22 protein-coding genes are annotated in these 24,892 nt (G+C 62.4%); 17 read left to right on the forward strand and 5 right to left on the reverse strand.

Annotation, left to right across the window (positions count from 1 at the left end; translation table 11 throughout):
• Positions 1 to 116: 116 nt before the first annotated feature.
• From AC07N6_RS03600 to AC07N6_RS03620, 5 genes are all read right to left on the reverse strand, one after another.
• The gene (locus AC07N6_RS03600; RefSeq protein WP_494780941.1) at positions 117 to 1,808 is read right to left on the reverse strand and encodes a phosphoethanolamine transferase; all 1,692 of its coding nucleotides are present in this window, start codon (positions 1,806 to 1,808) and stop codon (positions 117 to 119) included.
• Between the two features lie 212 nt (positions 1,809 to 2,020).
• Entirely contained in the window at positions 2,021 to 2,449 is a 429-nt protein-coding gene (arsC, locus tag AC07N6_RS03605) for an arsenate reductase (glutaredoxin) (protein ID WP_494780942.1), read from the reverse strand.
• Positions 2,450 to 2,528: 79 nt separating this feature from the next.
• A complete protein-coding gene (locus tag AC07N6_RS03610) occupies positions 2,529 to 3,812 on the reverse strand; it encodes an arsenic transporter (RefSeq protein ID WP_494780943.1) in 1,284 nt (427 codons plus the stop codon).
• Between the two features lie 57 nt (positions 3,813 to 3,869).
• A complete protein-coding gene (locus tag AC07N6_RS03615) occupies positions 3,870 to 4,205 on the reverse strand; it encodes an ArsR/SmtB family transcription factor (RefSeq protein WP_494780944.1) in 336 nt (111 codons plus the stop codon).
• An 82-nt stretch (positions 4,206 to 4,287) separates the two neighbouring features.
• Entirely contained in the window at positions 4,288 to 5,172 is an 885-nt protein-coding gene (locus tag AC07N6_RS03620; RefSeq protein ID WP_494780945.1) for a LysR substrate-binding domain-containing protein, read from the reverse strand.
• A gap of 292 nt (positions 5,173 to 5,464) precedes the next feature.
• Here AC07N6_RS03620 and psrA point away from each other — a divergent pair, with 292 nt between their 5' ends.
• From psrA to AC07N6_RS03705, 17 genes are all read left to right on the forward strand, one after another.
• The gene (gene psrA / locus AC07N6_RS03625; RefSeq protein WP_494780946.1) at positions 5,465 to 6,568 is read left to right on the forward strand and encodes an iron-containing alcohol dehydrogenase PsrA; all 1,104 of its coding nucleotides are present in this window, start codon (positions 5,465 to 5,467) and stop codon (positions 6,566 to 6,568) included.
• A gap of 133 nt (positions 6,569 to 6,701) precedes the next feature.
• A complete protein-coding gene (locus AC07N6_RS03630) occupies positions 6,702 to 8,000 on the forward strand; it encodes an MFS transporter (RefSeq protein ID WP_494780947.1) in 1,299 nt (432 codons plus the stop codon).
• Between the two features lie 112 nt (positions 8,001 to 8,112).
• Positions 8,113 to 9,342 carry a phosphonoacetate hydrolase gene (gene phnA / locus AC07N6_RS03635; RefSeq protein WP_494780948.1) on the forward strand — a complete coding sequence of 410 codons (1,230 nt, stop codon included), beginning with the start codon at positions 8,113 to 8,115 and terminating at the stop codon, positions 9,340 to 9,342.
• 39 nt (positions 9,343 to 9,381) lie between these two features.
• Positions 9,382 to 10,839 (forward strand): phosphonoacetaldehyde dehydrogenase, encoded by a 1,458-nt coding sequence (gene phnY, locus AC07N6_RS03640; protein ID WP_494781276.1) that lies wholly within the window; start codon positions 9,382 to 9,384, stop codon positions 10,837 to 10,839.
• 216 nt (positions 10,840 to 11,055) lie between these two features.
• Positions 11,056 to 11,778 carry a GntR family transcriptional regulator gene (locus AC07N6_RS03645; RefSeq protein ID WP_494780949.1) on the forward strand — a complete coding sequence of 241 codons (723 nt, stop codon included), beginning with the start codon at positions 11,056 to 11,058 and terminating at the stop codon, positions 11,776 to 11,778.
• 65 nt (positions 11,779 to 11,843) lie between these two features.
• A complete protein-coding gene (locus AC07N6_RS03650; protein WP_494780950.1) occupies positions 11,844 to 12,629 on the forward strand; it encodes a transporter substrate-binding domain-containing protein in 786 nt (261 codons plus the stop codon).
• On the forward strand, positions 12,630 to 14,060 hold the full coding sequence (locus AC07N6_RS03655) for an amidase (RefSeq protein ID WP_494780951.1): 1,431 nt from the start codon (positions 12,630 to 12,632) through the stop codon (positions 14,058 to 14,060).
• A gap of 10 nt (positions 14,061 to 14,070) precedes the next feature.
• Positions 14,071 to 14,823 (forward strand): 2-keto-4-pentenoate hydratase, encoded by a 753-nt coding sequence (locus AC07N6_RS03660; RefSeq protein WP_494780952.1) that lies wholly within the window; start codon positions 14,071 to 14,073, stop codon positions 14,821 to 14,823.
• Positions 14,824 to 14,960: 137 nt separating this feature from the next.
• Complete coding sequence (locus AC07N6_RS03665; protein WP_494780953.1) at positions 14,961 to 15,569, forward strand: TetR/AcrR family transcriptional regulator; 609 nt, start codon at positions 14,961 to 14,963, stop codon at positions 15,567 to 15,569.
• 121 nt (positions 15,570 to 15,690) lie between these two features.
• The gene (locus tag AC07N6_RS03670) at positions 15,691 to 16,497 is read left to right on the forward strand and encodes an oxidoreductase (RefSeq protein WP_494780954.1); all 807 of its coding nucleotides are present in this window, start codon (positions 15,691 to 15,693) and stop codon (positions 16,495 to 16,497) included.
• The gene (locus AC07N6_RS03675) at positions 16,494 to 16,700 is read left to right on the forward strand and encodes a hypothetical protein (protein ID WP_494780955.1); all 207 of its coding nucleotides are present in this window, start codon (positions 16,494 to 16,496) and stop codon (positions 16,698 to 16,700) included. Before AC07N6_RS03670 ends, AC07N6_RS03675 begins: the two co-directional genes overlap by 4 nt.
• A 113-nt stretch (positions 16,701 to 16,813) precedes the next feature.
• Positions 16,814 to 17,815: an NADP-dependent oxidoreductase gene (locus AC07N6_RS03680; protein WP_494780956.1), complete on the forward strand. Its 1,002-nt coding sequence runs from the start codon at positions 16,814 to 16,816 to the stop codon at positions 17,813 to 17,815.
• 504 nt (positions 17,816 to 18,319) lie between these two features.
• A complete protein-coding gene (locus AC07N6_RS03685) occupies positions 18,320 to 19,867 on the forward strand; it encodes a methyl-accepting chemotaxis protein (RefSeq protein ID WP_494780957.1) in 1,548 nt (515 codons plus the stop codon).
• A gap of 146 nt (positions 19,868 to 20,013) precedes the next feature.
• On the forward strand, positions 20,014 to 21,219 hold the full coding sequence (locus AC07N6_RS03690; protein ID WP_494780958.1) for an ROK family transcriptional regulator: 1,206 nt from the start codon (positions 20,014 to 20,016) through the stop codon (positions 21,217 to 21,219).
• Entirely contained in the window at positions 21,216 to 22,703 is a 1,488-nt protein-coding gene (locus tag AC07N6_RS03695) for a sugar ABC transporter ATP-binding protein (protein ID WP_494780959.1), read from the forward strand. The genes AC07N6_RS03690 and AC07N6_RS03695 overlap by 4 nt, the downstream gene beginning before the upstream one ends.
• Entirely contained in the window at positions 22,684 to 23,712 is a 1,029-nt protein-coding gene (locus AC07N6_RS03700) for an ABC transporter permease (RefSeq protein WP_494780960.1), read from the forward strand. The genes AC07N6_RS03695 and AC07N6_RS03700 overlap by 20 nt, the downstream gene beginning before the upstream one ends.
• A 177-nt stretch (positions 23,713 to 23,889) precedes the next feature.
• A complete protein-coding gene (locus tag AC07N6_RS03705) occupies positions 23,890 to 24,825 on the forward strand; it encodes a substrate-binding domain-containing protein (protein ID WP_494781277.1) in 936 nt (311 codons plus the stop codon).
• The last annotated feature ends 67 nt before the right edge of the window (positions 24,826 to 24,892 follow it).

The following is a 24,892-nucleotide window of genomic DNA, read 5'->3' on the forward strand; positions in this document are numbered from 1 at the left end:
TGAACTTTCGTTTGGTCGGTAGATGAAATGGTATTTTGCATACCGTTTAGGAAAACGTATGCACAACGCTCTGAAGTGACTTTGTTGATTTTCGTCGAAAACTGCCCCGCACGTTCTCACTGGCTTGCCGCATTCACCGGACTCTGCTGATACATGACCGTACGCGGCTCATATGGCCGTCCATTGATGCGCCGCAGGCCATTGACGAAATCCTGGCTGTGAAAATTCTCGCTGAGGATATCCCGCGAGGCTTCGTAGTAAATGGAGCGCACGCCGAGAAGGCCCAGCACGGTGTGCTCGAAATGGTCGGTCTGGTAAGCGCGATGTTCGAGCATGGCTTTCTCTTCCGGCTTTTTTTCGGCAAAAGACTTGGTCCACAAAAGCATTGGGATTTCGTAGCCCGTGACGTCTGAAATGGACTGGCCGGCATGGTTTCTCGTGTGGCCGACTTCCTGGCCGTGGTCTGAGCTAAAGACCAGGCTGGCGTTATCCTGGTGCGTCATCTTCATCGTCAACTGGAGCATGCTGCCGACAACATAGTCGTTGTATGCGATGGCGTTGTCGTATTCATTGCGCAGCTGGCGAATCCACACCGGGCGCTCGGCCTTGGTGAGTTGTTCTGAAATGTGGTCGAGGGCGCCATCGAACTTCGCATATTCCCTGGGGTAGCGCATGTAGTACGTTGGGTGGGCGCCCAAAAGGTGGACCACGATCAGCTTTTTCGGGGCGGGATTCTTTAATGCGGCCTCCAAGCCCGGCAGCAGGTTCCCATCGAAATTATTTTCGCCGCGCCCGGCGCCCTTGTTGATGAAGAGCTTTTCGTTGGCGCGGTTCGACACCAATCCCAGCCAACCATCGTTGGGGACCTGGTTGGAAATCCAAAACGTCTTGAAGCCGGCCTCCTGGGCCAGCATCAGCACGTCGGGTTTACGATTCCACTCGTCTGGGTCATCGATATCGGCCGGCGTGAACATCTTCATCAGCGAAGCCATGGTCGCCGGCTCTGACGACACGACATCCTTGAAAACGATCAGATCCTTGCGCATCGAATTCAGCAGCGGTGTCGTGTTGCGCGGATAACCGTACAAGGACATATTGGTGCGGTTGATGCTTTCTCCAATCACCCACACCACGGTGTTGTGCTGCGGGCCCGCGTACTGAACCTGCCAGTCGGATTTCTTGGCCATGTTGCGCTCGATGTCCCTCGACATGTTCTCGGCCCGGGCTACCTGCTCGCGATAATCCATGTAGCGAAGCGGCCAGAAAAGGAGCGGATTTTCCTTGGCCATCGTGGGATTGAAGTGCAGCGCAAGGAACACCGTGAGAAGCGCCCCAATTCCGACGAGGCTGCGCCGTTTCAGCGGCGTGGCGCTGGTATCGGGCTCGATGCCGGCAAGCTTTCGTTGGGCCAGGAATGCCAGGAAGCAGGAGGCCAGAAAGACGAGCGTGGCTTGCGCCACGTCGCGCCAGTTGTGCTGAAAGAATTCCCCTGTTTCACTCGGGTTCGAGTTGAAGATGGCCTGTAAGACCAGGATCGGATTGGGGCGCAGTCCAAAGTAATCGCGCAAAAATCCTTTCAGCGTAGCGTCGAGGAAAAAAAGCAGGAAAATCAGGAACGTGCTCGCCGACAGCCAATGGGGGCGCCGACGGAAATAGGGGATGGCGATGAAAATTCCGGTAATGCCGGGCAGGGCGCTTGCCATCAGGATGCTGCTTTTGGCCAGCTCATTCGTGCTCACCATGCCCAGCATCCAGAAAATGCCCAGGCCGACCAGACCGATGCAAAGCCGATTGCGTAATTGTTTCAATTTTGCTCTTCCTGCCGCCCTCGTCGGCAAATCCTTGCGTCATGCGCCTTGGGCGCATCCCTTCGAACCCTGGTTTCTGTTGTGCGGCCTCGTTCTGGAAAGCGATTTATTGTCGGGAAATTGTTCAGTGAACGCAGGCTGCGCGGTATGACACGCTAACCGCCAATTTGTTTCGTTGAAACCGCAAGTCTTGGGATGGGTGATAGGACGGATCACTTGCCCGACGCAACACGTTGCCCCTGCGCATCGATGACGGCTTCACCGTCTTCTTTCGTGAAGGCTCCCTGTTGCGGATGCGGCAGGATCTCCAGCACCACTTCGGATGGCCGGCACAGGCGGGTTCCCTTGGAGGTCACCACAAACGGCCGGTTGATCAGGATCGGGTGGGCCAGCATGGCATCGAGCAACTGCTCGTCGGTCAGCGCCGGGTTGTCCAGGCCCAGCTCGGCATAGGACGTTTCCTTTTGGCGTATCGCTTCCCGCACGCCCAGGCCGGCATCCTGGATCAGTTTGACCAGGGTTTCGCGCGAAGGGGGATGCTGGAGATAGTCGATGACAATCGGTTCTTCGCCGCTGTTGCGGATCATCGCCAGGGTGTTGCGGGAGGTTCCGCAGGCAGGGTTGTGGTAGATCGTGGTCATGGTGTCATCCTTGTGTGAAATCGGCTTGGCGCCCGTCGGCCGGGGAGCGTCGCGCAATGGGAAAGCGGCCGGGGCCGTCTCAACCGCCCAATCGGAGCGCCAGGGCGCATAGCGTCGCCAGCAGCACCGGCAGCGTCAGCATGGCGCCCACCCGGAAATAATAACCCCAGGAGATGTGGATATTTTTCTTGTCGAGGACGTGCAGCCAGAGCAGCGTGGCCAGGCTGCCGATCGGCGTGATCTTGGGGCCGAGGTCGCTGCCGATGACGTTGGCGTACACCATGGCTTCCTTCACGACGCCCTGGGCGCTGGCGGCATCGATCGACAGGGCGCCGACCAGCACGGTGGGCATGTTGTTCATGACCGAGGACAGGAACGCGGTCAGCAAGCCGGTGCCGATGGCGGCGCCCCAGACGCCATGCTGGGCGAAGCCATTCAATACGCCCGTGAGATAGCCTGTCAGGCCGGCATTGCGCAATCCGTACACCACCAGGTACATCCCCAGCGAGAAGAAGACGATCTGCCAGGGCGCGCCTTTGACGACTTCTCGGGTGGAGATGATGTGGCCGCGGCCGGCCACGGCCAGCAGGATCAGCGCCCCCACGGCGGCCACCGCGCTGATCGGCACGCCCAGGCCTTCCAGCCAGAAGAAGCCGGCCAGCAGCAGGGCCAGCACCCACCAGCCGGCAATGAAGGTGGCGCGGTCGCGGATGGCGGCGGCCGGCGACTGGAGTTGCGCCAGCTCATAGCTCACCGGAATGTCGCGCCGGAAGCAGACGAAAAGCGCCAGGAGCGTGGCCAGCACCGAGACGATATTGACCGGGACCATGATGGACGCGTACTCGGCGAAGCCGATCTTGAAGAAGTCGGCCGAGACGATGTTGACCAGGTTCGATACCACCAGCGGCAAGCTGGCCGTATCGGCGATGAAGCCGGCCGCCATCACGAAGGCCAGGGTGGCCCGGGGCGGGAAGCGCAATGCCAGCAGAATGGCGATGACGATGGGCGTCAGGATCAGGGCCGCGCCATCGTTGGCGAACAGCGCGGAGACGGCGGCGCCCAGCAAGATCAGCAAGCCGAACAGGACCCGGCCCCGGCCGCCGCCCCAGCGGGCCACGTGCAGGGCCGCCCATTCGAAGAAGCCGGCCTTGTCCAGCAGCAGGCTGCTGATGATGATGGCGATGAAGGTGCCGGTGGCATTCCAGACGATATGCCACACCGCCGGGATATCCGACCAATGGACCACGCCGCAGAGCAGCGCCACGGTGGCGCCGGCACATGCGCTCCAGCCGATGCCCAGCCCCCTGGGCTGCCAGATCACGCATATCAGGGTAAGCAGGAAAATGAGAAATGCCGCAAGCACGTCGGGTCCTTGATGATGAGTGGGAAGTCGGCGCGCCTGAACGCGGCCGTTGTAAGGTCAGTTCGATGAAGTCGCAGGCTGGCAGCGCACGCCCGCGGGCGCGCAGGCATTGCCGCCGCAGCAGTTGTCGGTGAGGAAGCCGAGTACCTGGTTCATGGCGGTGTAGTTGGCGGTGTAGATCACAAACCGGCCTTCCTGTCGCGCAGTCACCAATGAAGCGTGCGCCAGTTCTTTCAAATGGAACGAGAGCGATGATGGCGCAATGTCGAGATGCTCGCCGATCTTGCTGGCGGCACTGCCTTCAGGCCCGAGCTGTACCAGATGACGGAAGATGGCCAGGCGCGACTCTTGGGCCAGCGCGGCCAGGGCGGTGATGACGGCTTTGGTTTCCATGGCGGTATTAAATAATTCAATATTTCAATTATTATTGAAATATGCGGCCGGCGCAACTGTATCTCCCTGCCATCTGCCGATGCTATTTCCTGCGGCCGCTCTTCAGTTCGCTGCCGGCCTCAAGCACGCTTTTGATCAGGGGGCGGTTCTTGCGCACCGCAAGCGCGCACACGTAATAGTCGATCGTCACCGTCGCGTCTCGCAACCGGATCGCCTTGGTCCCCGGTATCGCCATATAGTCAATCTCGGATACGAAGCCTATGCCCAGGCCTTCTGCAATGGCATGCATGATGGCTTCCCGGCTATTGAGCTCCATCACGCAAGTGATCGGAATGCCTTGCTTGCTGCAGGCCTGCTCCAGCAATTCACGGGTCTTGGAGCCCGGCTCCCGCATGATGACGGCTTCATGCTGTATCTGTTTCAAGGGGATGGATGCCTTGTTCGCCCAGGCATGGTCGTCCCTGACCACCGCGACGATGGGATAGGTGCGATAAGGCGCAACATGCAGGCGTTTATCGGGAGCGGCGTCTGCCAGGATGGCGATGTCGATCGTAAAGTCATAGAGCCGGGAAAGGGTTTCCTTTTCCGAATTGATCGAGATCGCGAATTCGATGCCTGGATGTTTGCGCATCAGGTCGTACGTCAGGTTCATCACCACCGGAGGCGAAACGGCGCCGATGCGCAACAGGCCGGTTTTCTGGGAGTGCAGGCTTTGCAACAACTGAACGGCCTCGTCTTCCTGGCCGAAAATCCCTTCGGTGATTTCATACAGGCGCCGTCCGGCGTCGGTCAATTCGATATGGCGGCCGCTGCGATACAACAACTCCACGGCAAAGCGGTCTTCCAGCGCCTTGACTTGTTCGCTGATGGTCGGCTGGCCGATTTGCAGGTAGGCCGCGGCGGCGGTAAAGCTGTGCGTTTTAGCGACGGCGTGGAATGACCGTATCCACTTATGGTACTGGTACATAGATATTCCTCATGAGCGCCTGCCGGCCGATGCCGGCCAGGCCGCCGATAGCCTGCCGGCGAATGGTTTGATTCCCCGCTTTCCTGTCAGCCTCAGGGCGACGCGAATGCGCCGGATGAGGCCGGCGCGATTACCTTACTTCACCGCAGAGACCAGGGCAACAGCAATAAATGGCGTCCCGCGTCGTATCGGTTGTGCCGATAGAAACAGCATAATAATCGATTTGTCCATTATCGCCGGCGCATCGACAATCGCTCAAAAATAAAACCGATAACGATAAAAGGAGACACGCATGACGCAGCGATTCTTTAATCCCGTCGCAACGTATTTCGGTTCGGGAAGCCTGGCCGAACTGCCGCGCATCAGCGATGGCGCCAAGGTGGTGGTGGTGGCTTTTCCCGAAGCGCGCGGACTGGGTCTGATCCGGCGCCTGGAGGAGCTGTTGGGCGACCGCTTGGCTTACGTCATCGAGGATGTCAGCCCGAATCCGGATGTCGCGCAGCTGGCCGGCATGTATCGCCGCTTCTGGCAGGACGAACAGGCATGCGATACCGTCGTGGCGCTGGGCGGCGGCAGCGCGATCGACACGGCCAAGGCCTTGATCGTCGGCACCGAAAGCGGACGCTTCGAGGAACTGCTGGCCTTGCTGGCGGACGGCAAGCCGTTTGTTCCAAACCGGGTAAAGCAGCTCATCGCCATCCCGACGACCGCCGGCACCGGCAGCGAAGTCACGCCCTGGGCCACGATCTGGGATGCGGCCAGGCATAAGAAATATTCGTTGCATCTGGATTGCACCTGGCCCCAGGCGGCCATTGTCGATCCCGACCTGATGATGACGCTACCCCGCAATATCACCATTTCCACCGGCCTGGATGCCTTGTCGCATGCGCTGGAATCGATCTGGAACGTCAATGCCAACCCGGTCTCCGATGCGTTTGCCGTGTCGGCGATCAACGACATCATGACGTGCCTGCCTTTGCTGGCCGGGGATCTCGGCAACCAGGCCCTGCGATCCGCCATGGCGCTGGCCGCGATGAAGGCCGGCCTGGCATTCTCCAATACCAAAACCGCCTTGGCGCATTCCATCTCTTACGAGATGACCCTGCGTTACGGGGTGCCGCATGGCATCGCCTGCTCATTCACGCTGCCGCTGGTGTTGACGATGGCCTGGGGGGAGATGCCTGAGCGAGATGCGGTATTGCAGAAAGTCTTCAACACCGACTGCAAGGCCGCAGTCGCACGCCTGCGCAATTTCTTGCACCAACTGGAGGTGGGGACCGAGTTTTCCGACTACGGCGTTTCTTCATCGGAAGCGCTGGAAATGGTGCAGGGCGCAATGCAAGGCGCCCGCGGGAAAAACTTCATCAGCGCCAAAGCGATTGCTGCATTGCCCTGAGCAGCAAGAACGCCGGCCGCCAGCCGCCGGCGGTCGTTCCGGAGTACATCAATAAAAAATTACCTTTTCCAACAAGGCAGGAGGAGGGGGCCGAGGGTTGCAACTCGGTTATCCTCCCAACAGGAGACATGCAATGAGTTATGTACATACGTCGTCCACTACATTCGTGGCAGGCAGTACCGGCTTTCGTCGTGCGCAATGGCGCATGCTGCTTGCGGCGATGCTTTGCTATCTGTTCTTCTACACCGGAAGGCAGACTTTCGGTTTCGCGATTCCGGGTATCCAGAAGGAGTTCGGGCTCTCCAAGGAAATGCTGGGCTGGGTCTCCAGCGCCATGTTGTGGTCGTATGCCATTGGCCAGGCCATCAACGGCAATCTGGCGGATAAATACGGCGGCCGGCGGATCATGAGCCTGGGCGCAATCCTTTCCTGTTGCGCCAATTGGGTGGTCAGCTTTTCCAGCGGCTTTGCAAGCCTGGTCTTTCCATGGGCGGTGAACGGCTACTTCCAGGCCCTGGGGTGGGCGCCGGGCAGCCGCCTGCTGTCGAACTGGTGGGGGATCGGCGAACGCGGAAAAGTCTATGGTTTCTACGTCTTTGCCGCAGGCTGCGCCTCGATACTGTCTTATGTGACCTCCATTGCCGTACTCGATATCTTTCACCTCGACTGGCGCTGGATATTCCGGATCCCGGTCCTGCTGATGCTGGCCGGCGGCATATTCTTTTACCTGATCGCCCGCGAACGGCCGGAAGACATGGGCTTCAAGCCCCTCGATACCGGCGTCGCCAATGAAAATGACAAGGCGCACACCATCCATGAGGACGCCACGGAATCATCCTGGACCCGGTATAAGGCGGTGTTGAAAAACTGGCGCCTGATCGTTGCGGCCCTTTCGCTGGGCTTCCAGAATGCGGCGCGATACGGCCTGATCGTCTGGGTGCCGGTCCACTTTTTCGGATCCAACTGGGCCAAGTCGCCGGACGCATTCCTTAACCCCAAATGGATCAGTATCGCGCTTCCCGTCGGGATGGCCATCGGCGCGTTAAGCAACGGCTGGATTTCGGATAAGTTATTCGGCTCGAAGCGCTACAAGGCGATCATGCTCTATATGGTATTGGGCGCCCTGACCAGCATGTGGATGTTCACGATCCCGGGCAATTCGGTCATCGGCGTCGTGGCCCTGTTCCTCTGCGGCTTCTTCGTGTACGGCCCGGCGTCATCGTTCTGGGCCCTGTGTCCGGACCTGGTCGGCTCGCGCCGCGCCGGCACGGCGACCGGCATCATGAATTTCTCATCGTATCTGTTCGCCGGCCTCGGCGAGCCGCTCATCGGGCGGATTCTGGATACGTCGGGAGAGACGGTGCTGGTCTTTCCGATCGTGGCCATCAGCTGTGCCGTCAGCGCGCTGGTCGCCTTGTTCATCAAACGCTGACCCGGCAAGCCGGCCAAGCTATTTCCAAGAGGATCGGCCCAGCGCCCGCTGCATGCCCATGCAGCCGGGGCCGATCCTCGCCCGATTACCTCCAGAACCGAAAGGATCATGTATGTCGACCCCTCAAAGCCTGCAAGTCAACGGACGCAGCTATCCATGGATGAAGAAACCGGTCGTCGTGGTGTGCGTCGACGGCTGTGAGCAGGAATATATCAATCAGGCCATCCAGGCCGGCGTCACGCCGTTCCTGAAAAAAATGGCGGCGCAGGGAACGGTGTTGACCGGCGATTGCGTGGTGCCCAGCTTCACCAATCCGAACAACCTGTCGATCGTCACCGGCGTCCCGCCTTCGGTGCATGGCATCTGCGGCAATTATTTCCTGGATCGCGAAGCCAACCAGGAAGTCATGATGAACGACGCCAAGTATCTGCGCGCGGGCACCATCCTTGCGGCATTCTCCGACGCCGGCGCCAAAGTGGCGGTGATCACGGCCAAAGACAAGTTGCGCAGCCTGCTCGGCAACAAAATGCGCGGAATCTGCTTTTCGGCAGAAAAGGCCGATCAGGCGACGCTGGAAAATAATGGCGTCGACAATCTGCTGGCGCTGGTGGGCATGCCCCTGCCGTCGGTCTACAGCGCGGAATTGTCGGAGTTCGTGTTTGCCGCCGGCGTCAAGCTGCTGGCGACCCAGCGCCCCGACATCATGTATCTCTCCACGACCGATTACATCCAGCATAAATTCGCGCCGGGCACGCCGGGCGCCAATGCCTTTTACGCGATGATGGACCACTACCTGACGCAACTCGATGCGCTCGGCGCGGTTATCGGCCTGACCGCCGATCACGGCATGAACGCCAAGACCGACAGCGCCGGCACACCGAATGTCATCTACCTGCAGGATGTATTGGACGCCAAACTGGGGGCCGGGAAAGCGCGCGTGATCTTGCCGATTACCGATCCGTATGTCGTCCATCACGGCGCCCTGGGCTCATACGCCACCGTGTATCTGGAGGACGGCGCCGACCTGCCTGGCGTGGCGCGCAAGATCGGGGCGATCGCCGGCGTCGAGTTGGTGCTGACGCGCGCCGAAGCGGCGGCGCGCTTCGAATTGCCGGAAGACCGGATCGGTGACCTGGTGGTTGTCAGCGAACGCCTGACGGTGATCGGCACGGCCACCACCCGCCACGATTTGTCCGAGCTGCACCTGCCATTGCGCTCGCATGGCGGCATTTCCGAGCAGCGTGTGCCGCTGATGTTCAATCGCAAGCTGGGCGCGATCCCGTCGGATCACCGTTTGCGCAATTTTGACGTGTTCCATCTGGCAATGCAGGCGGCAGCCTGATAGCGGCCGGTGAACCATCAATCAGGAGACGATATGTCGATGTTATCCGAGCTGGGAAAATTAAAGGACGGCGTGCCTTTGCACCAAAAGATGCGTATAGGCGGAAAGCTGGTCGGCAACGATCGCGTGATCGAAGTGCGCAACCCCTATAACGGCAAGCTGGTCGGGACCATCCCGAAGGCGACCGTGGACGATATTCGCGGTGCTTTCCGCATGGCGCGCCAGTTCAAGTCGAGCCTGACGCGTTTCGACCGCTCCCGGATCATGTCGCGGGCGGCAGAACTGTTGCGCGCCAACGGCGATGCCATTTCCGACCTGATTACCGCCGAATCTGGACTGTGCAAAAAGGACACCCTGTATGAGGTGGGGCGCGCCTGCGATGTCTTCGTGTTTGCCGCCAACCAGGCGCTGGTGGACGATGGCCAGGTATTTTCCTGCGACCTGACGCCGCACGGGAAGCAACGCAAGGTCTATACGATGAAGGAACCGTTGCTGGGCGCGATCTCGGCCATCACGCCCTTCAACCATCCCTTGAACCAGGTCGCGCACAAAGTGGCGCCGTCCATCGCGACCAACAACCGGATGGTGCTCAAGCCGACCGAGAAGACGCCATTCTCCGCGCTGCTGCTGGCCGACATCCTGTACGAAGCCGGATTGCCGCCGGAAATGTTTTCGGTCGTGACCGGCGACCCCGCGGAAATCGCCGATGAAATGCTGACCAATATCGACGTCGATCTGATCACCTTCACCGGCGGCGTGCCGATCGGGAAATACATTGCCGGCAAGGCCGTCTACAAGCGCCAGGTGCTGGAGCTGGGAGGCAATGATCCCATCATCGTCATGGAAGACGCCGATATCGAAGAGGCCGCGACGCTGGCGGTTTCCGGTTCTTACAAGAATTCCGGCCAGCGCTGTACGGCAATCAAGCGCATGATCGTGCACCAGGCGGTCGCGGATGAATTTGTGGAAGCGCTGGTCGCCAAAACCCGGGCCATCAAATTTGGCGACCCCATGGATACGGGCAATGACATGGGCACGGTGATCGACGAACGTGCGGCAATCGAATTCGAGGCCAAGGTCAAGGACGCGGAGCGTTGCGGCGCCAGGCTGCTGTATGGCAACGTGCGCCAGGGCGCGCTGTATTCGCCGACGGTGCTGGACCATGTGCCGGCCGATTGCCGGCTGGTGGCGCAAGAGACCTTCGGGCCGGTGTCGCCGGTGATCCGTTGCACCGATATCGCCGATGCCATCCGGATTTCCAATTCCACCCCCTATGGCTTGTCGTCCTCGGTCTGCACCAACCGCATGGACTACATCACCCGTTTCGTCCGCGAGCTGGAGGTCGGCAGCGTCAATGTCAGGGAAGTGCCCGGCTATCGTCTGGAGCTCACGCCGTTCGGCGGCATCAAGGATTCGGGGCTGGGCTATAAGGAGGGCGTGCTGGAGGCAATGAAGAGTTTCAGCAATACCAAAACCTATTCATTGCCCTGGCTGTAATATTTATCCCTGTCCGTGATTTGCGGAGCAGACCTGCGGTGCATCAAGCCGGCGCAAGCCGGCTTTTTGTTGCCTGCGTCGATCCCAATTTGGCGCATCAATGGCGATACCGCACCACGAAGGACGGTCTTGCACGCGCCATGACCCGGATTTGGGGCATGGATGGCTGCCTAACCTGAATACAGATATGGCATGAAAGCTGCATACAGGTTGGGCATGACCACATCAACCGATATCAGCGCATGCATCCTGGAAGCCGTGCTTGCCAAGAAGCTGCTGCCCGGCCACAAGTTGAGCGAGCAGCAGCTGGCCAGCCTGTTCGGCTGCAGCCGCACCATTGTGCGCGAAGCATTGACCCAATTGGCGGTGCGCCGGCTGGTCACGTCCAGCGTCGGCAGCGGCTGGTATGTCGCGCAGCCCAGCCGGGAAGAAGCGTTCCAGACGTTCGAAGCGCGCCGCGTCATCGAAACCGGCTTGCTGCGCCTGCGCACGGAGGTGGATAAAGCCACGCTGCGCAAGTTGCGCCTGCATCTCAAACGGCAAAGGCTGGCGCTGCAAGGCGGCGATATTGCGCAGCGCAGTTTCCTGCTGGGGGATTTCCATGTCTGCCTGGCCGATTGCCTGGGCAATCCGGTGCTGGCGGAAACGCTGCGCGACCTCACCGCGCGCACCACGCTGATCGCGCTGCATCACCAATCCGACGAGGATGCGCTGCATTCATATACCGAGCACACGGCGATCGTCGCGGCCCTGGAAGCGGGCGACCTGGCCAGGGCGCAGGCGCTGCTGGACAGCCACCTGGATACCTGGGGCCGCAAGCTGCCCCTCGATGGCGAGCCCCATGCCGCCGGCGCCGATCCCGTAGAGCGGCTGCGCCGCATCCTGCAGCCCTTGCCGGCGGGCATCGGCTGGCAGGCTCCGCCAATTTTGCAGCACTGACCGGCACGCCTGCCGCGTTGGGCGGCGGGGTGTTTTCTATTGACGCAGCAAACAGGGAGAGTGAAATGAACGCTTGGAAAATCAAGGTATTGGCCAGCCTGCTGCTGGCCGCCACGGCTTGCGCGGCGACGGCGCAGAGCATGCTGGAGGATATTCAGAAGTCGCGCCAGATCCGGATCGCGGTGCCGACCGACTTCGCTCCCTATGGTTTCGTCGACGCCGACATGCAGCCGAAAGGCCTGGACATCGACATGGCCAACCTGGTGGCGGCCAAACTGGGCGCCAAGGCGGTCCTGGTGCCGGTCACCAGCACCAACCGCATTCCCTACCTGCAAACGCACAAGGTGGATATTGTCATCTCAACCCTGGGCAAGAACGCCGAGCGCGAGAAGGTGGTCGATTTCACCGCGGCGTACTCGCCCTTTTTCATCGGCGTGTTCGGGCCCAAGGCGATCGCGGTCAAAGGCGGCCCCGACCTGGCCGACAAGAGCATCGGCGTGACCCGCGGCTCGATGGATGACATGGAACTGAGCAAGGTCGCGCCGTCCAGCGCCACCTTGCGCCGTTTCGAAGACAACAACAGCACCATCGCCGCCTTCGCCGCGGGCCAGACCCAACTGGTGGCGACCAGCGTGCAGGTGGCCGACGTGTTGATGAAGAACAATCCCCAGCTCAACACCGAATTCAAGTTCGTGCTAAAGGTCTCGCCTAATTTCATCGGCCTTCCGAAAAACGAAGACAAGCTGCGGGCCCGCCTCAATGACATCCTGGTCGCAGCCAAGGCCAGCGGCGAACTCGACAAGCTGTCGCAAAAATGGCTGGGACGTCCGGCCGGCGAGCTGCCCGAGTAAATGGAACCTTCCGCGCAAATCGACGCCGCCGGCGATCTGTGCCGCCTGGGCGCGGCGGCGCTGGCCGACGGATACCGGCGCCGGGCGTTCACGCCGGTCGACGCCGCGCTGGCGTGCCTGGCGCGCATCGAGCAATGCCAGCCGACCATCAACGCCATGACCGCGGTGGCCGCCCATGGCGCGCTGGAGGCGGCGCATGCCAGCGCGCGCCGCTGGGCCGCCGGCGCAGCATGGGGAATGCTGGACGGGATACCGCTGACCGTGAAGGACAATCTTCACGTGCGCGGCATGCCGACCACCTGGGGAAGCCGGCTCTACGGAGCCGGCCCGGAGGCGGCCGATGAACTGCCGGTGGCGCGCCTGCGTGCGGCGGGCGCGGTCTTGCTCGGCAAGAGCAACCTTCCCGAGTTCGCCATGCAGGGCTATACCTCCAATCTGCGCTTCGGCGCCACCCGCAATCCCTGGAATGCGCGCCTGACGCCCGGCGGTTCCTCGGGCGGCGCCGCCGCGGCAGTGGCTTCCGGCTGCGGCCCGCTGGCGCTGGCAACCGACGGCGGCGGTTCGATCAGGCGACCTGCGGCACATTGCGGCCTGTTCGGTTTCAAGCCGTCGGCAGGCCTGGTGCCGCGGCAGGGCGGCCTGCCCGAGATTTTCCTGGAATACGAAAGCGTCGGCGGGCTGGGCCGGTCGATCCAGGATGTGCGGATCATGATGGAAGTCCTGGCCGCGCAGCCGTTGCGCTCGCCGCCCTCCGAGGTCGCAGCGGCGCGCCGCATTCTTTACTTGCCGCGGTTTGCCGGCGTCGAGGTCGATCCCGGCATTGCGGCCAATGCGCAGGCGGTTGCACGGTGCCTGTCCAGGCTCGGACATGTGGTGGTCGAGCAAGCCGCGTTCAATCTGGCCGATGCCGTCAACGAGTTGTGGCCATCCCTGTCGGCGGCCGGCCTGGCGTGGCTGGCGCAGGCGCAGCCCGGCGCACCGGATCGGGCCAACGCCTTTGAACAGCAGTGCGGCGCGGCGGCGCGCGCGACCTTGATGGCCGGCCGCGCATTGCCCGGCAGCGCGCTGTATGCGCTGCAGCGCGAAGTGATGCTGCTGCGGCGCGCGCTGGCGCAGCTGTGGCATGCGCATGATTTCATTCTCACGCCCGCCACGGCCGCCTTGCCCTGGGCCGCGGATGAGGCTTTCCCTGCGATCATCGGCGGCCGGCCCGCCGGGCCGCGCGACCACGCGGTCTTCACCGCGCTGGCCAACGCGGCCGGGCTGCCTGCCATCGCCATTCCCACCGGGCTGGTCGCCGGCCTGCCCACCGGGATGCAACTGATCGCGCCGCACGGCGCCGACGCCGCGCTATTGGCGTTCGCCGAACATATTGCAATGGAATTGCCCGCCCTGGGCATGCCCATGCCGCCATCTCTGGCGCCTGATTGAGGCAGAACCGATGCAAGCACACGACATCGCCCGACTATTGCGGCAGGCCCGGGAAAGCGGCATTCCCTTGGATTATCGGCAAGTGCCGGTCGACAGCAGGGAGCAGGCCTACGCGGTGCAGGATGCCTGCCTGGATTTCCTGGGGCCGGTCGGCGGCTGGAAGGTCGGGCACAAGGGGCCGGGGCATGAGCCGCACTGCGCGCCGCTGCCCGCGCTCGGCATCCTTGGCGACGGCGCCGCATTCATGTTGAGCCAGTGGCCGCTGTGCGGTGTGGAGGTCGAGCTGGCCCTGCGCCTGCGCGCCGATGTCGGGCCGGGCGAGCTGGCGGCATCGGGCATCGATATCGGTGAAATATTCGACGCCGCAATGCCGGCTTTCGAGATCGTCGAAACCAGGCTGGCGCCGTTTCCTTGTCCCAATCCCAACGCGGCATTGGCCGACCTGCAGAGCCATGGCGCCATCGTCCTCGGTCCGGAAATCCCGATCGAATCGATGGGCAGGATCGATTTTTCCGGGCTCGAGGCCAGCCTGGAGGTAGGCGGTTCATTGGTCGCCCAGGCCAAAGGCGGCAACCCCATGCGCGACCTGGAGATGGTCGTCGCCTGGCTGGCCAGGCATGCGCAGCGACGCGGCATGCCCTTGCAAAAAGGACAGGTCGTCATGACCGGCTCGTGCACTGGCATGCATTTCATGGAAAGTCCGGCCGCGGTGATCGGGAGGCTGGGACGATTGAATGCGGTGATGTGTACATTTGGCGTGTAACAACCTGGCCAAGGCATGCCGGGGACGCCGGGCATCAATGGCGTGGCGGCCCAACCTTTGGGCAGTGGAATGATGCGCGGATGCGACAGGAAAGTAGCGCAAATTGATTCGCTGAGCATTTTTTTGCGTAATGATATATGATGGTCGTCATGAAATCGAAAGCCATTGGGCAAAAAACCGCCAGCCGCAAGGAAATCACGCATGAGCGCATCGTTGAGGTCGCCGCGCGCGCGATTCGGCGCAGCGGTTATCACGGCACCGGAGTGGCCGACATCATGAAGGAGGCCGGGCTGACGCACGGCGGCTTCTACGCCCACTTCGCGTCGCGTGAAGCGTTGCTGGCGGAAGCGGCGGATCGTGCCGGTGCGGAAGCCGTCGGTCTGTCGGAACGCATCGCTGCCGCGGTTCCGCCCGGGCAGGCTTTGCCGGCAATGATCCGGGCCTACCTGTCGGCGGAGCATTTTGCCGGGATTGAAACCGGTTGTCCGATTTCCGCGCTGGGTTCGGAAATGCCGCGTCAGGCGCCAGAGGTGCGGCACGCCGCGACCCGCCGCATCAAAGAGATGATCGATGTGGTCGCGCGCGAGCTGCCCGGCTGGGGAACCCCGGCTGGACATGAAGAGGCGCTGATGATCGTCGCTTCAATTGTCGGCGCCATGATCATGGCGCGCGCCGTCGACGACCCCAGGTTGTCTGAAAGTTTTCTCGAGGCGGCGCGGAAAAAACTGGCTCCGTCCGATTCCTGACCGCAGGGGTACGGGCATGCGTGCCTGTTTTTTTGATTATAAATATGATGATCGTAATATTTTTGTGGAAAAACTGGTTTAAAGCCGCCGGAGGCTTGTTGATGAAAGTCGGGAGAACATGATGGACAGGAAAATCGCACTGGTGACCGGAGCCTCTTCGGGGATTGGCGAAGCAAGCGCGTTGCGGCTTGCACAAGCCGGGTATAAGGTTTACGGCACGAGTCGGCGCGGGGCCCAGGGCCAACAGCCGTTCGACATGCTATCGCTCGATGTGACCAGCGACGATTCGGTCGACGCTGCCGTTGATGCGGTGATGCGGCAAAGCGGCCGGATCGATCTGCTGGTGAACAATGCCGGTTTCGGCGTTGCTCCGGCTGCGGCGGAGGAGAGCTCGCTTGAGCAGGCCCGCTCGATCTTTGAAACCAACTTTTTCGGGCTGGTTCGAATGACGCGCGCCGTGGTTCCTCACATGCGCCGGCAGCGTGCCGGGCGTATCCTCAATATCGGTTCGGTGCTGGGTTTTCTGCCCATGCCCTACATGGCGCTTTACTCCGCGACCAAGCATGCCGTAGCGGGATATTCGGAATCGCTCGACCACGAATTGCGCACGATGGGCATTCGCGTCTCGGTTATCGAGCCTGGCTATATCAATACCCGGTTCGATGCGAATTCCATGGAGCCTGACAATGCGCTCGACCTGTACCGTGAAATTCGCGCGGCCCTGAACCAGCGCGTAAAAGAGGTGCTGATTGGCGCAGACGGCCCTGAGGTCGTGGCTGACACCGTGCTCAAAGCGGCAATTTCCCGTCGGCCCGTGCTTCGTTACTCCGCCGGCGGGTTGGCGAGGCGCCTGCGCTTTTTGCATAGATTCGCTCCGGCGGCCCTGGTCGATGCCGGTATCAGAAAAGACTTGCGGCTGGAATCATGAAGATACCGGTTCGCAGCCAAATCGGGCGGAGTGACGCAGAGAAGAAAAGCGGTCGATTGGAAAACGCCGCGGAACCGGAATGTCCTGCCGTCGCCGCTGCGACCCGGCATGCAGCAGCGAAAGCCATGCTCCCGGACGTCGAGGCCATGTCGATTTTCACTGGCGACGACATGCGCCTGCGCGCATATTTGGGCATCATGTGAGAGCGTTTTTATGGCGCCGGCATCGGGAAAATCCAGGCAGTCAATATTTTGCAGCGAGCAATGAGGCCACGGCCAACATGCAGGAACACCTAAACAGAATCGGGAAAGACATCATGAAGGCATTCATCATCAAACGCTATGGCCGCAATAACCGTCTGCATCCTGCCGACATGCCGGAGCCGGCTGTGCGTGACGATGATGTATTGGTCCAAGTCCACGCCGCAGGCGTCAATCTGCTTGATGCCAAAATCAGGAGCGGAGAATTCAAACTCGTCCTGCCCTATGGATTGCCTTTGATTTTAGGTAACGATGTGGCCGGCGTGGTGATCAAGACCGGGGCCAAGGTAAGCCGCTTCAAGCCGGGGGATGAGGTCTATGCCCGTCCTGACAAAGACAGGATCGGCACATTCGCTGAGTTCATCTCGATGAATGAAAAAGACGTTTCCTTGAAACCGGAATCGGTCTCGATGGAAGAAGCCGCCTCGCTGCCGCTGGTCGGTTTAACTGCGTGGCAGGCGTTGGTCGAAAAAGCGGGATTGAAGAAGGGGCAGAAGGTTTTCATCCAGGCCGGCTCCGGCGGGGTTGGGACATTTGCCATCCAGCTGGCGAAGCACCTGGGCGCAACGGTGGCGACCAGTGCCAGTGCCGCCAATGCAGATTGGGTGAGGCGCCTTGGCGCAGATATTGTGATCGACTACAAGAAGGATGACGTTGAAAAGATCTTGTCGGACTATGACGTTGTCTTGCATAGCCAGGACGGCAAGACGATGGAGAAATCCATGCGCATCCTGAAAAAGGGCGGGACATTGATCTCCATCTCCGGGCCGCCGGATTCGGATTTTGCAAAAGAGATCGGTGCTTCGTGGCTGGTCGCATCGATCATGCGGATTTTAAGCTTTGGCGCCAAAAGAAAGGCAAGGCAACTCAATGTCAATTTTTCATTTCTTTTCATGCGGGCCAATGGCGAACAATTGAAAAGAATCGCGTCGCTGGTTGACTCCGGCGTGATACGTCCGGTCCTGGATAAAGTCTTCGCGTTCGACGCGGCCAATGATGCGCTGGATTATGTCGAGGCCGGGCGTACCAAGGGAAAGGTGGTTATCAAGGTCAAATAGATGCGCCGCGGGGCGGCAGCCGCAAGAGGCCGTCAGCCCCGGATGGCGGCGCATTGTCTGCGGCCCCGGGCCCGCGCCTGCCCGTCATGGTGAGCGGCCTTGTCGGCTTGCCAAGAACGCGAGGCAGGAAATCGGCTTTCGCAGACAGGCGCATTTCCCGCCGCGCCAAATGATATCGATTAGGGCATTGAGCCCGCGATTTAATTCATTGGAAAGACATCCCCCGAATATTTAATATTCATCCCGGTCTCGCTTGGTCGAGTGGCCTCGGGGGAGGTTGCGCACGCGTCGCGCCAGGACGCATCTCGCTCCTGCTGATGAAATGGGGGCGGGTCGTCTCCACAGATTCCCCTTCTTTAACGCCGGCATCAAGCCTCCTCACGGCGTTTCCGGAGTTCCCGGCGGCGACGCGCAAGTTTGCGTGCGCGCGATCCGGCGCGCCGCCAACAATGGCCGTTCCTTCCCCCACAAAAAAAACGATACAAACCGGAATTTGAGGATGACATGAACTGGTTTTTGAATCTGAATATCGCAAGAAAACTCGCCTTTTCCTTCGGCCTGATGATCGCCTTGACGGTGATGGTCGGCTTGTTCTCCGTCAGCCGGCTCAAGGAAGTGAACAAGGCGTCGGCGGAAATCGTCAGCAAATGGATGCCCTCGATCGAGGCGGCCAGGGAGATACAACGTTCGCTGCCGCTCATGCGCATCGCCGAGCTGGAGTTGGTGACGGCGGTGCAACCCGCTGAGCGCGCTGCCGCCAACCAGACCATCCAGGCGCGCCTGGGCATGCTTGCCAGGCAGCGCGCCATTTACGAGCAGCGCATTTCGGAACCGGAAGAGAAAGCCCAATACGCGCAGTTCAGCAAGAGTTTCGCCGCTTATATCGAGATGGACAAGCAATTGTCCGAGATGGCGGCCAATCAGCAATACGACGAGACGCGGGCCTTGTTCAACGGCGAATCCGGCAAAGTGTTCCGCAGCATGGTGGCCAATCTTGAGGCGATCGTGAAAATCAACGGCGAAGGCAGCGCGCGCGCCGACCGGGCCGCGTATCGCGTCTATACCGTGGCCGAGATCTGGATCTTCGGCTTGCTGGGCGCCACCGTCTTGGTTGCATGCGTGCTGGCGCTTGTCGTGGGGCGCAATGTGTCCGGTCCGCTCAAGGCGGCGGTCGAGGTGGCGCAACGTGTGGCCAAGGGGGACCTGACGGTGCATATCCGGCCCAGGGGCCGCGACGAGACCGGCCGCTTGATGGAAGCGTTGCGCGCGATGAACGAGAGCCTGCGCAATATCGTCAGCGAAGTGCGCCAGCGCACCGACACCATCGGCACGGCCACGTCCGAGATTGCCAGCGGCAACCTCGACCTGTCCTCGCGCACCGAGCAGCAGGCCGGTTCGCTGGAAGAGACCGCCTCGGCCATGGAACAGCTGACCTCCACCGTCAGGCAAAACGCCGACAACGCGCGCCAGGCCAACCAACTGGCCGAATCGGCCTCCGACGTGGCGATCCGGGGCGGCGGCGTGGTCGGCCAGGTGGTGCAGACCATGGAAGGCATCACCGAAAGCTCGCGCAAGATCGCCGACATCATCGGCGTGATCGACGGCATCGCCTTCCAGACCAACATCCTGGCATTGAATGCGGCTGTGGAAGCGGCGCGCGCCGGCGAGCAGGGGCGCGGCTTCGCGGTGGTGGCGTCGGAGGTGCGCTCGCTGGCGCAGCGTTCGGCCGCGGCCGCCAAGGAAATCAAGGAACTGATCGACGACTCGGTGCAGAAGGTGGGCGCCGGCAGCCTGCTGGTGGAGCAGGCCGGCGCCACCATGAGCGAGGTAGTGGCCAGCGTCAGGCGCGTGACCGGCATCGTCGGCGAAATCACGGCCGCTACGCAAGAACAGAGCAGCGGGCTCAATGAGGTCAACCAGGCCATCGCCCAGATGGACCAGACCACCCAACAGAACGCGGCATTGGTCGAACAGGCCGCCGCCGCGGCCGATTCATTGAAAGGGCAAGCCGGCGAGCTGGCGTTGGTGGTCGGAACCTTCAAGCTCGGATGACGATGTTTGACCGGGCGCATGGCGGCCGTTTTTGGCAGCGCTGGATTGACCTGAATTAGGTCTAAGTTACGACTTGATAAGCCAAAGCCGACCACATAGTATTCCTGCAAGCGCCCGACATGAGGCGCCATGACCGGAGACAAATCTTGGCACGCTGGCACAACTGCGGCACGGAAGACCTCGACGTCTTGCAGACCATCTTCTGGTCGGCCGGCGCATCGCGCAACGCGCTGGCGCAGCGGCTAGCCTATTCCAAGAGCAAGGCCAACGCCATGGTGGCGGCCTTGCTGGACGAGGGTTTGCTCGACGAGGTGGGGCTGCAGGAATCTTCCGGTGGCCGCCGCGCCGAGACCTTGCGCCTGAGCCAGACGCTGGGCGTGGTGATCGGCGTCGACCTGGGCGCCACCAGCATGCAGGTGGCCATCATGCGGCCGGACATGGCCGTGCTGGCGCGCCACCGCGAACCCATCGACGTGCGCCAGGGGCCGGGCGTGATCCTGGCGCGGCTGCGCGGCCTGATGCGGGAGCTGCTCACGCGCTGCCGGCGGCCGGCGACACAGCTCATCGCCATCGGCGTGGGCGTGCCGGGGCCGGTGGATTTCGCCAGCGGCCAGCTGGTCAATCCGCCGCTGATGCCCGACTGGGACGGTTTTTCCATTCGCGATTACCTGCGCGAGGCGTTCGCCGCGCCGGTGTTCGTGGACAACGATGTCAACCTGATGGCGCTCGGCGAAATGTACCGGCTGCAGCGCAACCTGCCCAATTTCCTGGTCATCAAGGTCGGCACCGGCATCGGTTGCGGCATCGTGTGCCATGGCCAGGTCTACCGCGGCGCCAACGGCTCGGCCGGCGACGTCGGCCATATCTGCGTGGACCAGGCCGGCCCGCGTTGCCATTGCGGCAACCAGGGTTGCGTGGAAGCGATGGCGGCGGCGCCGGCGATGGCCCGCATGGCGGTGCAGGCCGCGCAGCGCGGCGAGAGCGCGCTGCTGGCCGAGCGCCTGCAGGCGACCGGCGTGCTGACGCTGGAAGACGTGGCCCAGGCCAGCCGGGCCGGCGATGTGGCGGCCAATGCCATCATCCAGCGCGCCGGCAACCTGGTGGGGCAGATGCTGGCTTCGGTGGTCAATTTCTTCAATCCTTCGCACGTATTCATCGCCGGGCGGGTCGCCGACATGGGGCCGCTGTTCCTGGCCTCGGTGCGCCAGAGCGTGTACCACCGCTCGCTGGCGCTCTCCACCCGCCACCTTGAGATTCAGTACGCGCCCCTGGCCGACGATGCCGGCGTGGTGGGCGCGGGTGTGCTGGCCATGCAGCAGAGCATGGCCAGCGCCGCAGGAGACGCATCATGAGTGTGGCCGTCGAATTCCGTAACGTGACCAAGGCGTTCGGTCCGGTGCGCGTGCTGCACGGCGTGGATTTCGCGCTGCAGCCGGGCCGCGTGTACGGTTTGCTGGGCGAGAACGGCGCCGGCAAGTCGACGCTGATGAAGATCCTGGCCGGCTACGAGAGCCCGAGCGGCGGCGCCGTGGCGATCGACGGCGCCGTGCGCGCGCCGGGCGGCGGTCCGCGCGCGGCCGAGGCGCAGGGCATCGTGCTGATCCACCAGGAATTCAATCTGGCGGACGATCTCACGATCATGCAGAACATCTTCCTCGGGCATGAGATCCGCAAGGGCCTGTTCCTCGACGACCGCGCGATGCGTGAGCAGACCCGTGCGGCGCTGGCCAAGGTCGGGCTGCCGCTGGATCCCGACACGCGCGTGCGCAAGCTGATCGTGGCCGAGAAGCAACTGGTGGAGATTGCCCGCGCGCTGGCCCGCCGCGCGCGCCTGCTCATCATGGACGAACCCACCGCCACGCTGACGCCGGGCGAAACCGAGCGCCTGTTCGCGCTGATGGCCGAACTTAAGGCCGCGGGCGTGACCATCATCTATATCTCCCACAAGCTGGACGAGGTGGAACGGACCACCGATGAGGTGATCGTGATGCGCGACGGCTTGCTGGTCGCGCGCGAACCTACGGCGTCGCTGACGCGGCGGCAGATGGCCAACCTGATGGTGGGGCGCGAGCTGGCCGACTTGTTCCCCGCCAAGCTGCCGGCGCCGGATGGCGCACCGGCGATCCGGGTGCGCGGCATGACGGTGCCGGGCTGGGCCGAGGATATCGATTTCGAGGTGCGGCGCGGCGAGATACTGGGCTTTGCCGGCCTGGTCGGCGCCGGGCGCACCGAACTGTTCGAGGGCCTGCTCGGCCTGCGCCCGCGCGCCGGCGGCGTGCTGGAGCTGGCGGGCAAGCCGGTGCAGATCAGGAACCCGCGCGATGCGGCGCGCCACGGCCTCACCTATCTCAGCGAAGACCGCAAGGGCAAGGGCTTGCATGTGCACTTGGGGCTGCGTCCCAATCTCACGTTGATGGCCCTGGAGCGCTACGCCAGGCCCTGGCTCGACCCGGCCGCCGAACAGGCCGCGCTGCGCGCCGCAGTGCAGGAGTTCGGCATTCGCACCGGCGCGCTGGAGGTGCGCGCATCTGCGCTGTCCGGCGGCAACCAGCAAAAGCTGGCGCTGGCCAAGGTGCTGCATCCGGGGCCGTCGGTGGTGGTGCTCGACGAGCCCACGCGCGGCGTGGATGTGGGCGCCAAGCGCGAGATCTACCACCTGGTGCAGCGCCTGGCGGCGCAGGGCCTGGCGGTGATCGTGATTTCGTCCGAACTGATGGAGCTGATTGGCCTGTGCCACCGCGTGGCGGTGATGCGCGCCGGCCGCCTGCAAACCACGCTGCAAGAGCCGCACCTGACCGAAGAGGAGTTGATCGTCCATGCCACAGGTACCCGCTGAAAACGCCGCCGCCGCGCGCCCCGGCGGCAGTCCCCGCACCGCGGCCATGTCCGCCTGGTGGAGCCGGCTGCACGGCTTTGGGCCGGTCATCGGCCTGGTGCTGTTGTGCATTGCCGGCACCCTGCTCAACAGCAATTTCGCCACCTACGACAACGTGATGAACGTGCTCACGCGCACCGCCTTCATCGGCATCATCGCGGTGGGCATGTGCTTCGTCATCATTTCGGGCGGCATCGACTTGTCGGTGGGCTCGATGGCGGCGTTGATCGCGGGCTCGGTGATCCTGTTCATGAACGCCATGGCGCCCGTGCTGGGTTCGCCCATCGCGGCCGTGGCCGCGGGCATGCTGCTGGCGGTGGCGCTGGGGGCGGTGTTCGGGCTGGTGCACGGCCTGCTCATTACCAAGGGGCGCATCGAGCCTTTCATCGTGACGCTGGGCACGCTGGGCATCTTCCGCGCCTACCTGACTTATTTTTCCAACGGCGGCGCCATCACGCTGGAGAACGACCTCTCCGACATCTACAGCCCGGTGTACTACGCCAATCTGCTGGGCGTGCCGGTGCCGGTGTGGGTGTTCCTGCTGGTGGCGCTGCTGGGCGGCGTGATCCTCAACCGTACCGCCTACGGCCGCTACGTGCAGGCGATCGGTTCCAATGAGCAGGTGGCGCAGTATGCCGCGGTGGATGTGCACCAGGTCAAGATCCTCACCTACATGCTGCTCGGCGTCTGCGTGGGCATCGCCACGCTGCTCTACGTGCCGCGCCTGGGATCGGCATCGCCGACCACCGGCCTGCTGTGGGAGCTGGAGGCGATCGCCGCGGTGATCGTGGGCGGCACGGTATTGAAGGGCGGCGCCGGCAGCATCGCCGGCACGGTGGTGGGCGCCATCCTGCTCTCGGTGATCAGCAACATCCTCAACCTGACCAGCATCATCAGCGTGTACCTGAACGCGGCGGTGCAGGGCTTCGTGATCATCGCGGTGGCCTTCATGCAGCGCGGCAGGAAGTGAAGCCGGGGCGTTCCATGAATGATTTCCGTGAATGGTTTCCGTGATCGGTTTCAGTTATCGGTTGCAGTTTGCAGTGTGTTCCCCAACCGGCCGGTTTGCCCGGCCTTTTCATAAGACAACAGGAGACAACGCATGAACAGCAAGCTTTCTTTGACCCGCCGCCTGGCCCTGTCAGCCATGGGCGCCGCAGCGGCGATGGCGCTGGCGGGGCCGGCCCTGGCGCAGGCCGACAAGGTGGTGGTCGGTGTCGCCATTCCGTCGGCCACGCACAGCTTCACGGCCGGTATCGTGTACTGGGCCAACCAGGCCAAGAAGGATCTGGAAAAGGCCCATCCGGGCCTGCAGGTCATCGTCAAGACCGCCGGCGGCGCGCCCGAGCAGGCCAACCAGTTGCAGGACCTGGTCACGGTCAACAAGATCACCACGCTGGTGGTCTTCCCCTTCGAATCGGCGGCGCTGACCAAGCCGGTGGCACAGGTCAAGGCCAAAGGCGTCTACGTGACGGTGGTCGACCGCGGCCTGACCGACGCCAGCGCGCAGGACGCCTATGTCGCCGGCGATAACACGGCCTTCGGCAAGATCCCGGCCGAGTACATCGCCAAGGCGCTCAACGGTCGTGGCAATGTGGTGGCCATGCGCGGCATCGCCACCACGCTCGACAACGAGCGCATGGATGCCTTCAACGCCGTGCTCAAGCAGCATCCCGACATCAAACTGCTGGATGCCAAGTATGCCAACTGGAACCGCGACGATGCCTTCAAGGTGATGCAGGACTACCTGACGCGCTTCCCGCAGATCGACGCCGTGTGGGCCGCCGACGATGACATGGCGGTGGGCGCGCTCAAGGCCATCGAGCAATCCAGGCGCAAGGACATCAAGCTGGTGTTCGGCGGCGCCGGCGCCAAGGGCATGATCAAGACGCTGATCGACGGCAGCAATCCGCTGATCCAGGCCAACGTGTCGTATAGCCCCAAGTTCATCTACGACGCCATCAAGCTCACTGCCGAGGCGCGCATCAAGGGCGACAAGCTGCCGGCCACGACCATCATTCCTTCGGTGCTGATCACCAGGGATAACGCGAAGAGCTTCTATTTCCCGGACTCGCCGTTCTGATGGCCGGACCGGTCCCGCCCCGATGCGGGGCGGGACGCTTTCCTTGCGCGGCGGCCGGGACCGGGCC

Source organism: Herbaspirillum sp. GW821-FHT09A12 (assembly GCF_059418325.1).

Bases quoted from the DNA above. Each gene is read 5' to 3' on its own strand.
- arsC (WP_494780942.1), bottom strand. From the start codon at position 2,449: ATGACCACGATCTACCACAACCCTGCCTGCGGAACCTCCCGCAACACC.
- AC07N6_RS03615 (WP_494780944.1), bottom strand. From the start codon at position 4,205: ATGGAAACCAAAGCCGTCATCACCGCCCTGGCCGCGCTGGCCCAAGAG.
- AC07N6_RS03620 (WP_494780945.1), bottom strand. From the start codon at position 5,172: ATGTACCAGTACCATAAGTGGATACGGTCATTCCACGCCGTCGCTAAA.
- psrA (WP_494780946.1), top strand. From the start codon at position 5,465: ATGACGCAGCGATTCTTTAATCCCGTCGCAACGTATTTCGGTTCGGGA.
- AC07N6_RS03630 (WP_494780947.1), top strand. From the start codon at position 6,702: ATGAGTTATGTACATACGTCGTCCACTACATTCGTGGCAGGCAGTACC.
- phnA (WP_494780948.1), top strand. From the start codon at position 8,113: ATGTCGACCCCTCAAAGCCTGCAAGTCAACGGACGCAGCTATCCATGG.
- phnY (WP_494781276.1), top strand. From the start codon at position 9,382: ATGTTATCCGAGCTGGGAAAATTAAAGGACGGCGTGCCTTTGCACCAA.
- AC07N6_RS03645 (WP_494780949.1), top strand. From the start codon at position 11,056: ATGACCACATCAACCGATATCAGCGCATGCATCCTGGAAGCCGTGCTT.
- AC07N6_RS03650 (WP_494780950.1), top strand. From the start codon at position 11,844: ATGAACGCTTGGAAAATCAAGGTATTGGCCAGCCTGCTGCTGGCCGCC.
- AC07N6_RS03655 (WP_494780951.1), top strand. From the start codon at position 12,630: ATGGAACCTTCCGCGCAAATCGACGCCGCCGGCGATCTGTGCCGCCTG.
- AC07N6_RS03660 (WP_494780952.1), top strand. From the start codon at position 14,071: ATGCAAGCACACGACATCGCCCGACTATTGCGGCAGGCCCGGGAAAGC.
- AC07N6_RS03665 (WP_494780953.1), top strand. From the start codon at position 14,961: ATGATGGTCGTCATGAAATCGAAAGCCATTGGGCAAAAAACCGCCAGC.
- AC07N6_RS03670 (WP_494780954.1), top strand. From the start codon at position 15,691: ATGGACAGGAAAATCGCACTGGTGACCGGAGCCTCTTCGGGGATTGGC.
- AC07N6_RS03675 (WP_494780955.1), top strand. From the start codon at position 16,494: ATGAAGATACCGGTTCGCAGCCAAATCGGGCGGAGTGACGCAGAGAAG.
- AC07N6_RS03680 (WP_494780956.1), top strand. From the start codon at position 16,814: ATGAAGGCATTCATCATCAAACGCTATGGCCGCAATAACCGTCTGCAT.
- AC07N6_RS03685 (WP_494780957.1), top strand. From the start codon at position 18,320: ATGAACTGGTTTTTGAATCTGAATATCGCAAGAAAACTCGCCTTTTCC.
- AC07N6_RS03695 (WP_494780959.1), top strand. From the start codon at position 21,216: ATGAGTGTGGCCGTCGAATTCCGTAACGTGACCAAGGCGTTCGGTCCG.
- AC07N6_RS03700 (WP_494780960.1), top strand. From the start codon at position 22,684: ATGCCACAGGTACCCGCTGAAAACGCCGCCGCCGCGCGCCCCGGCGGC.
- AC07N6_RS03705 (WP_494781277.1), top strand. From the start codon at position 23,890: ATGGGCGCCGCAGCGGCGATGGCGCTGGCGGGGCCGGCCCTGGCGCAG.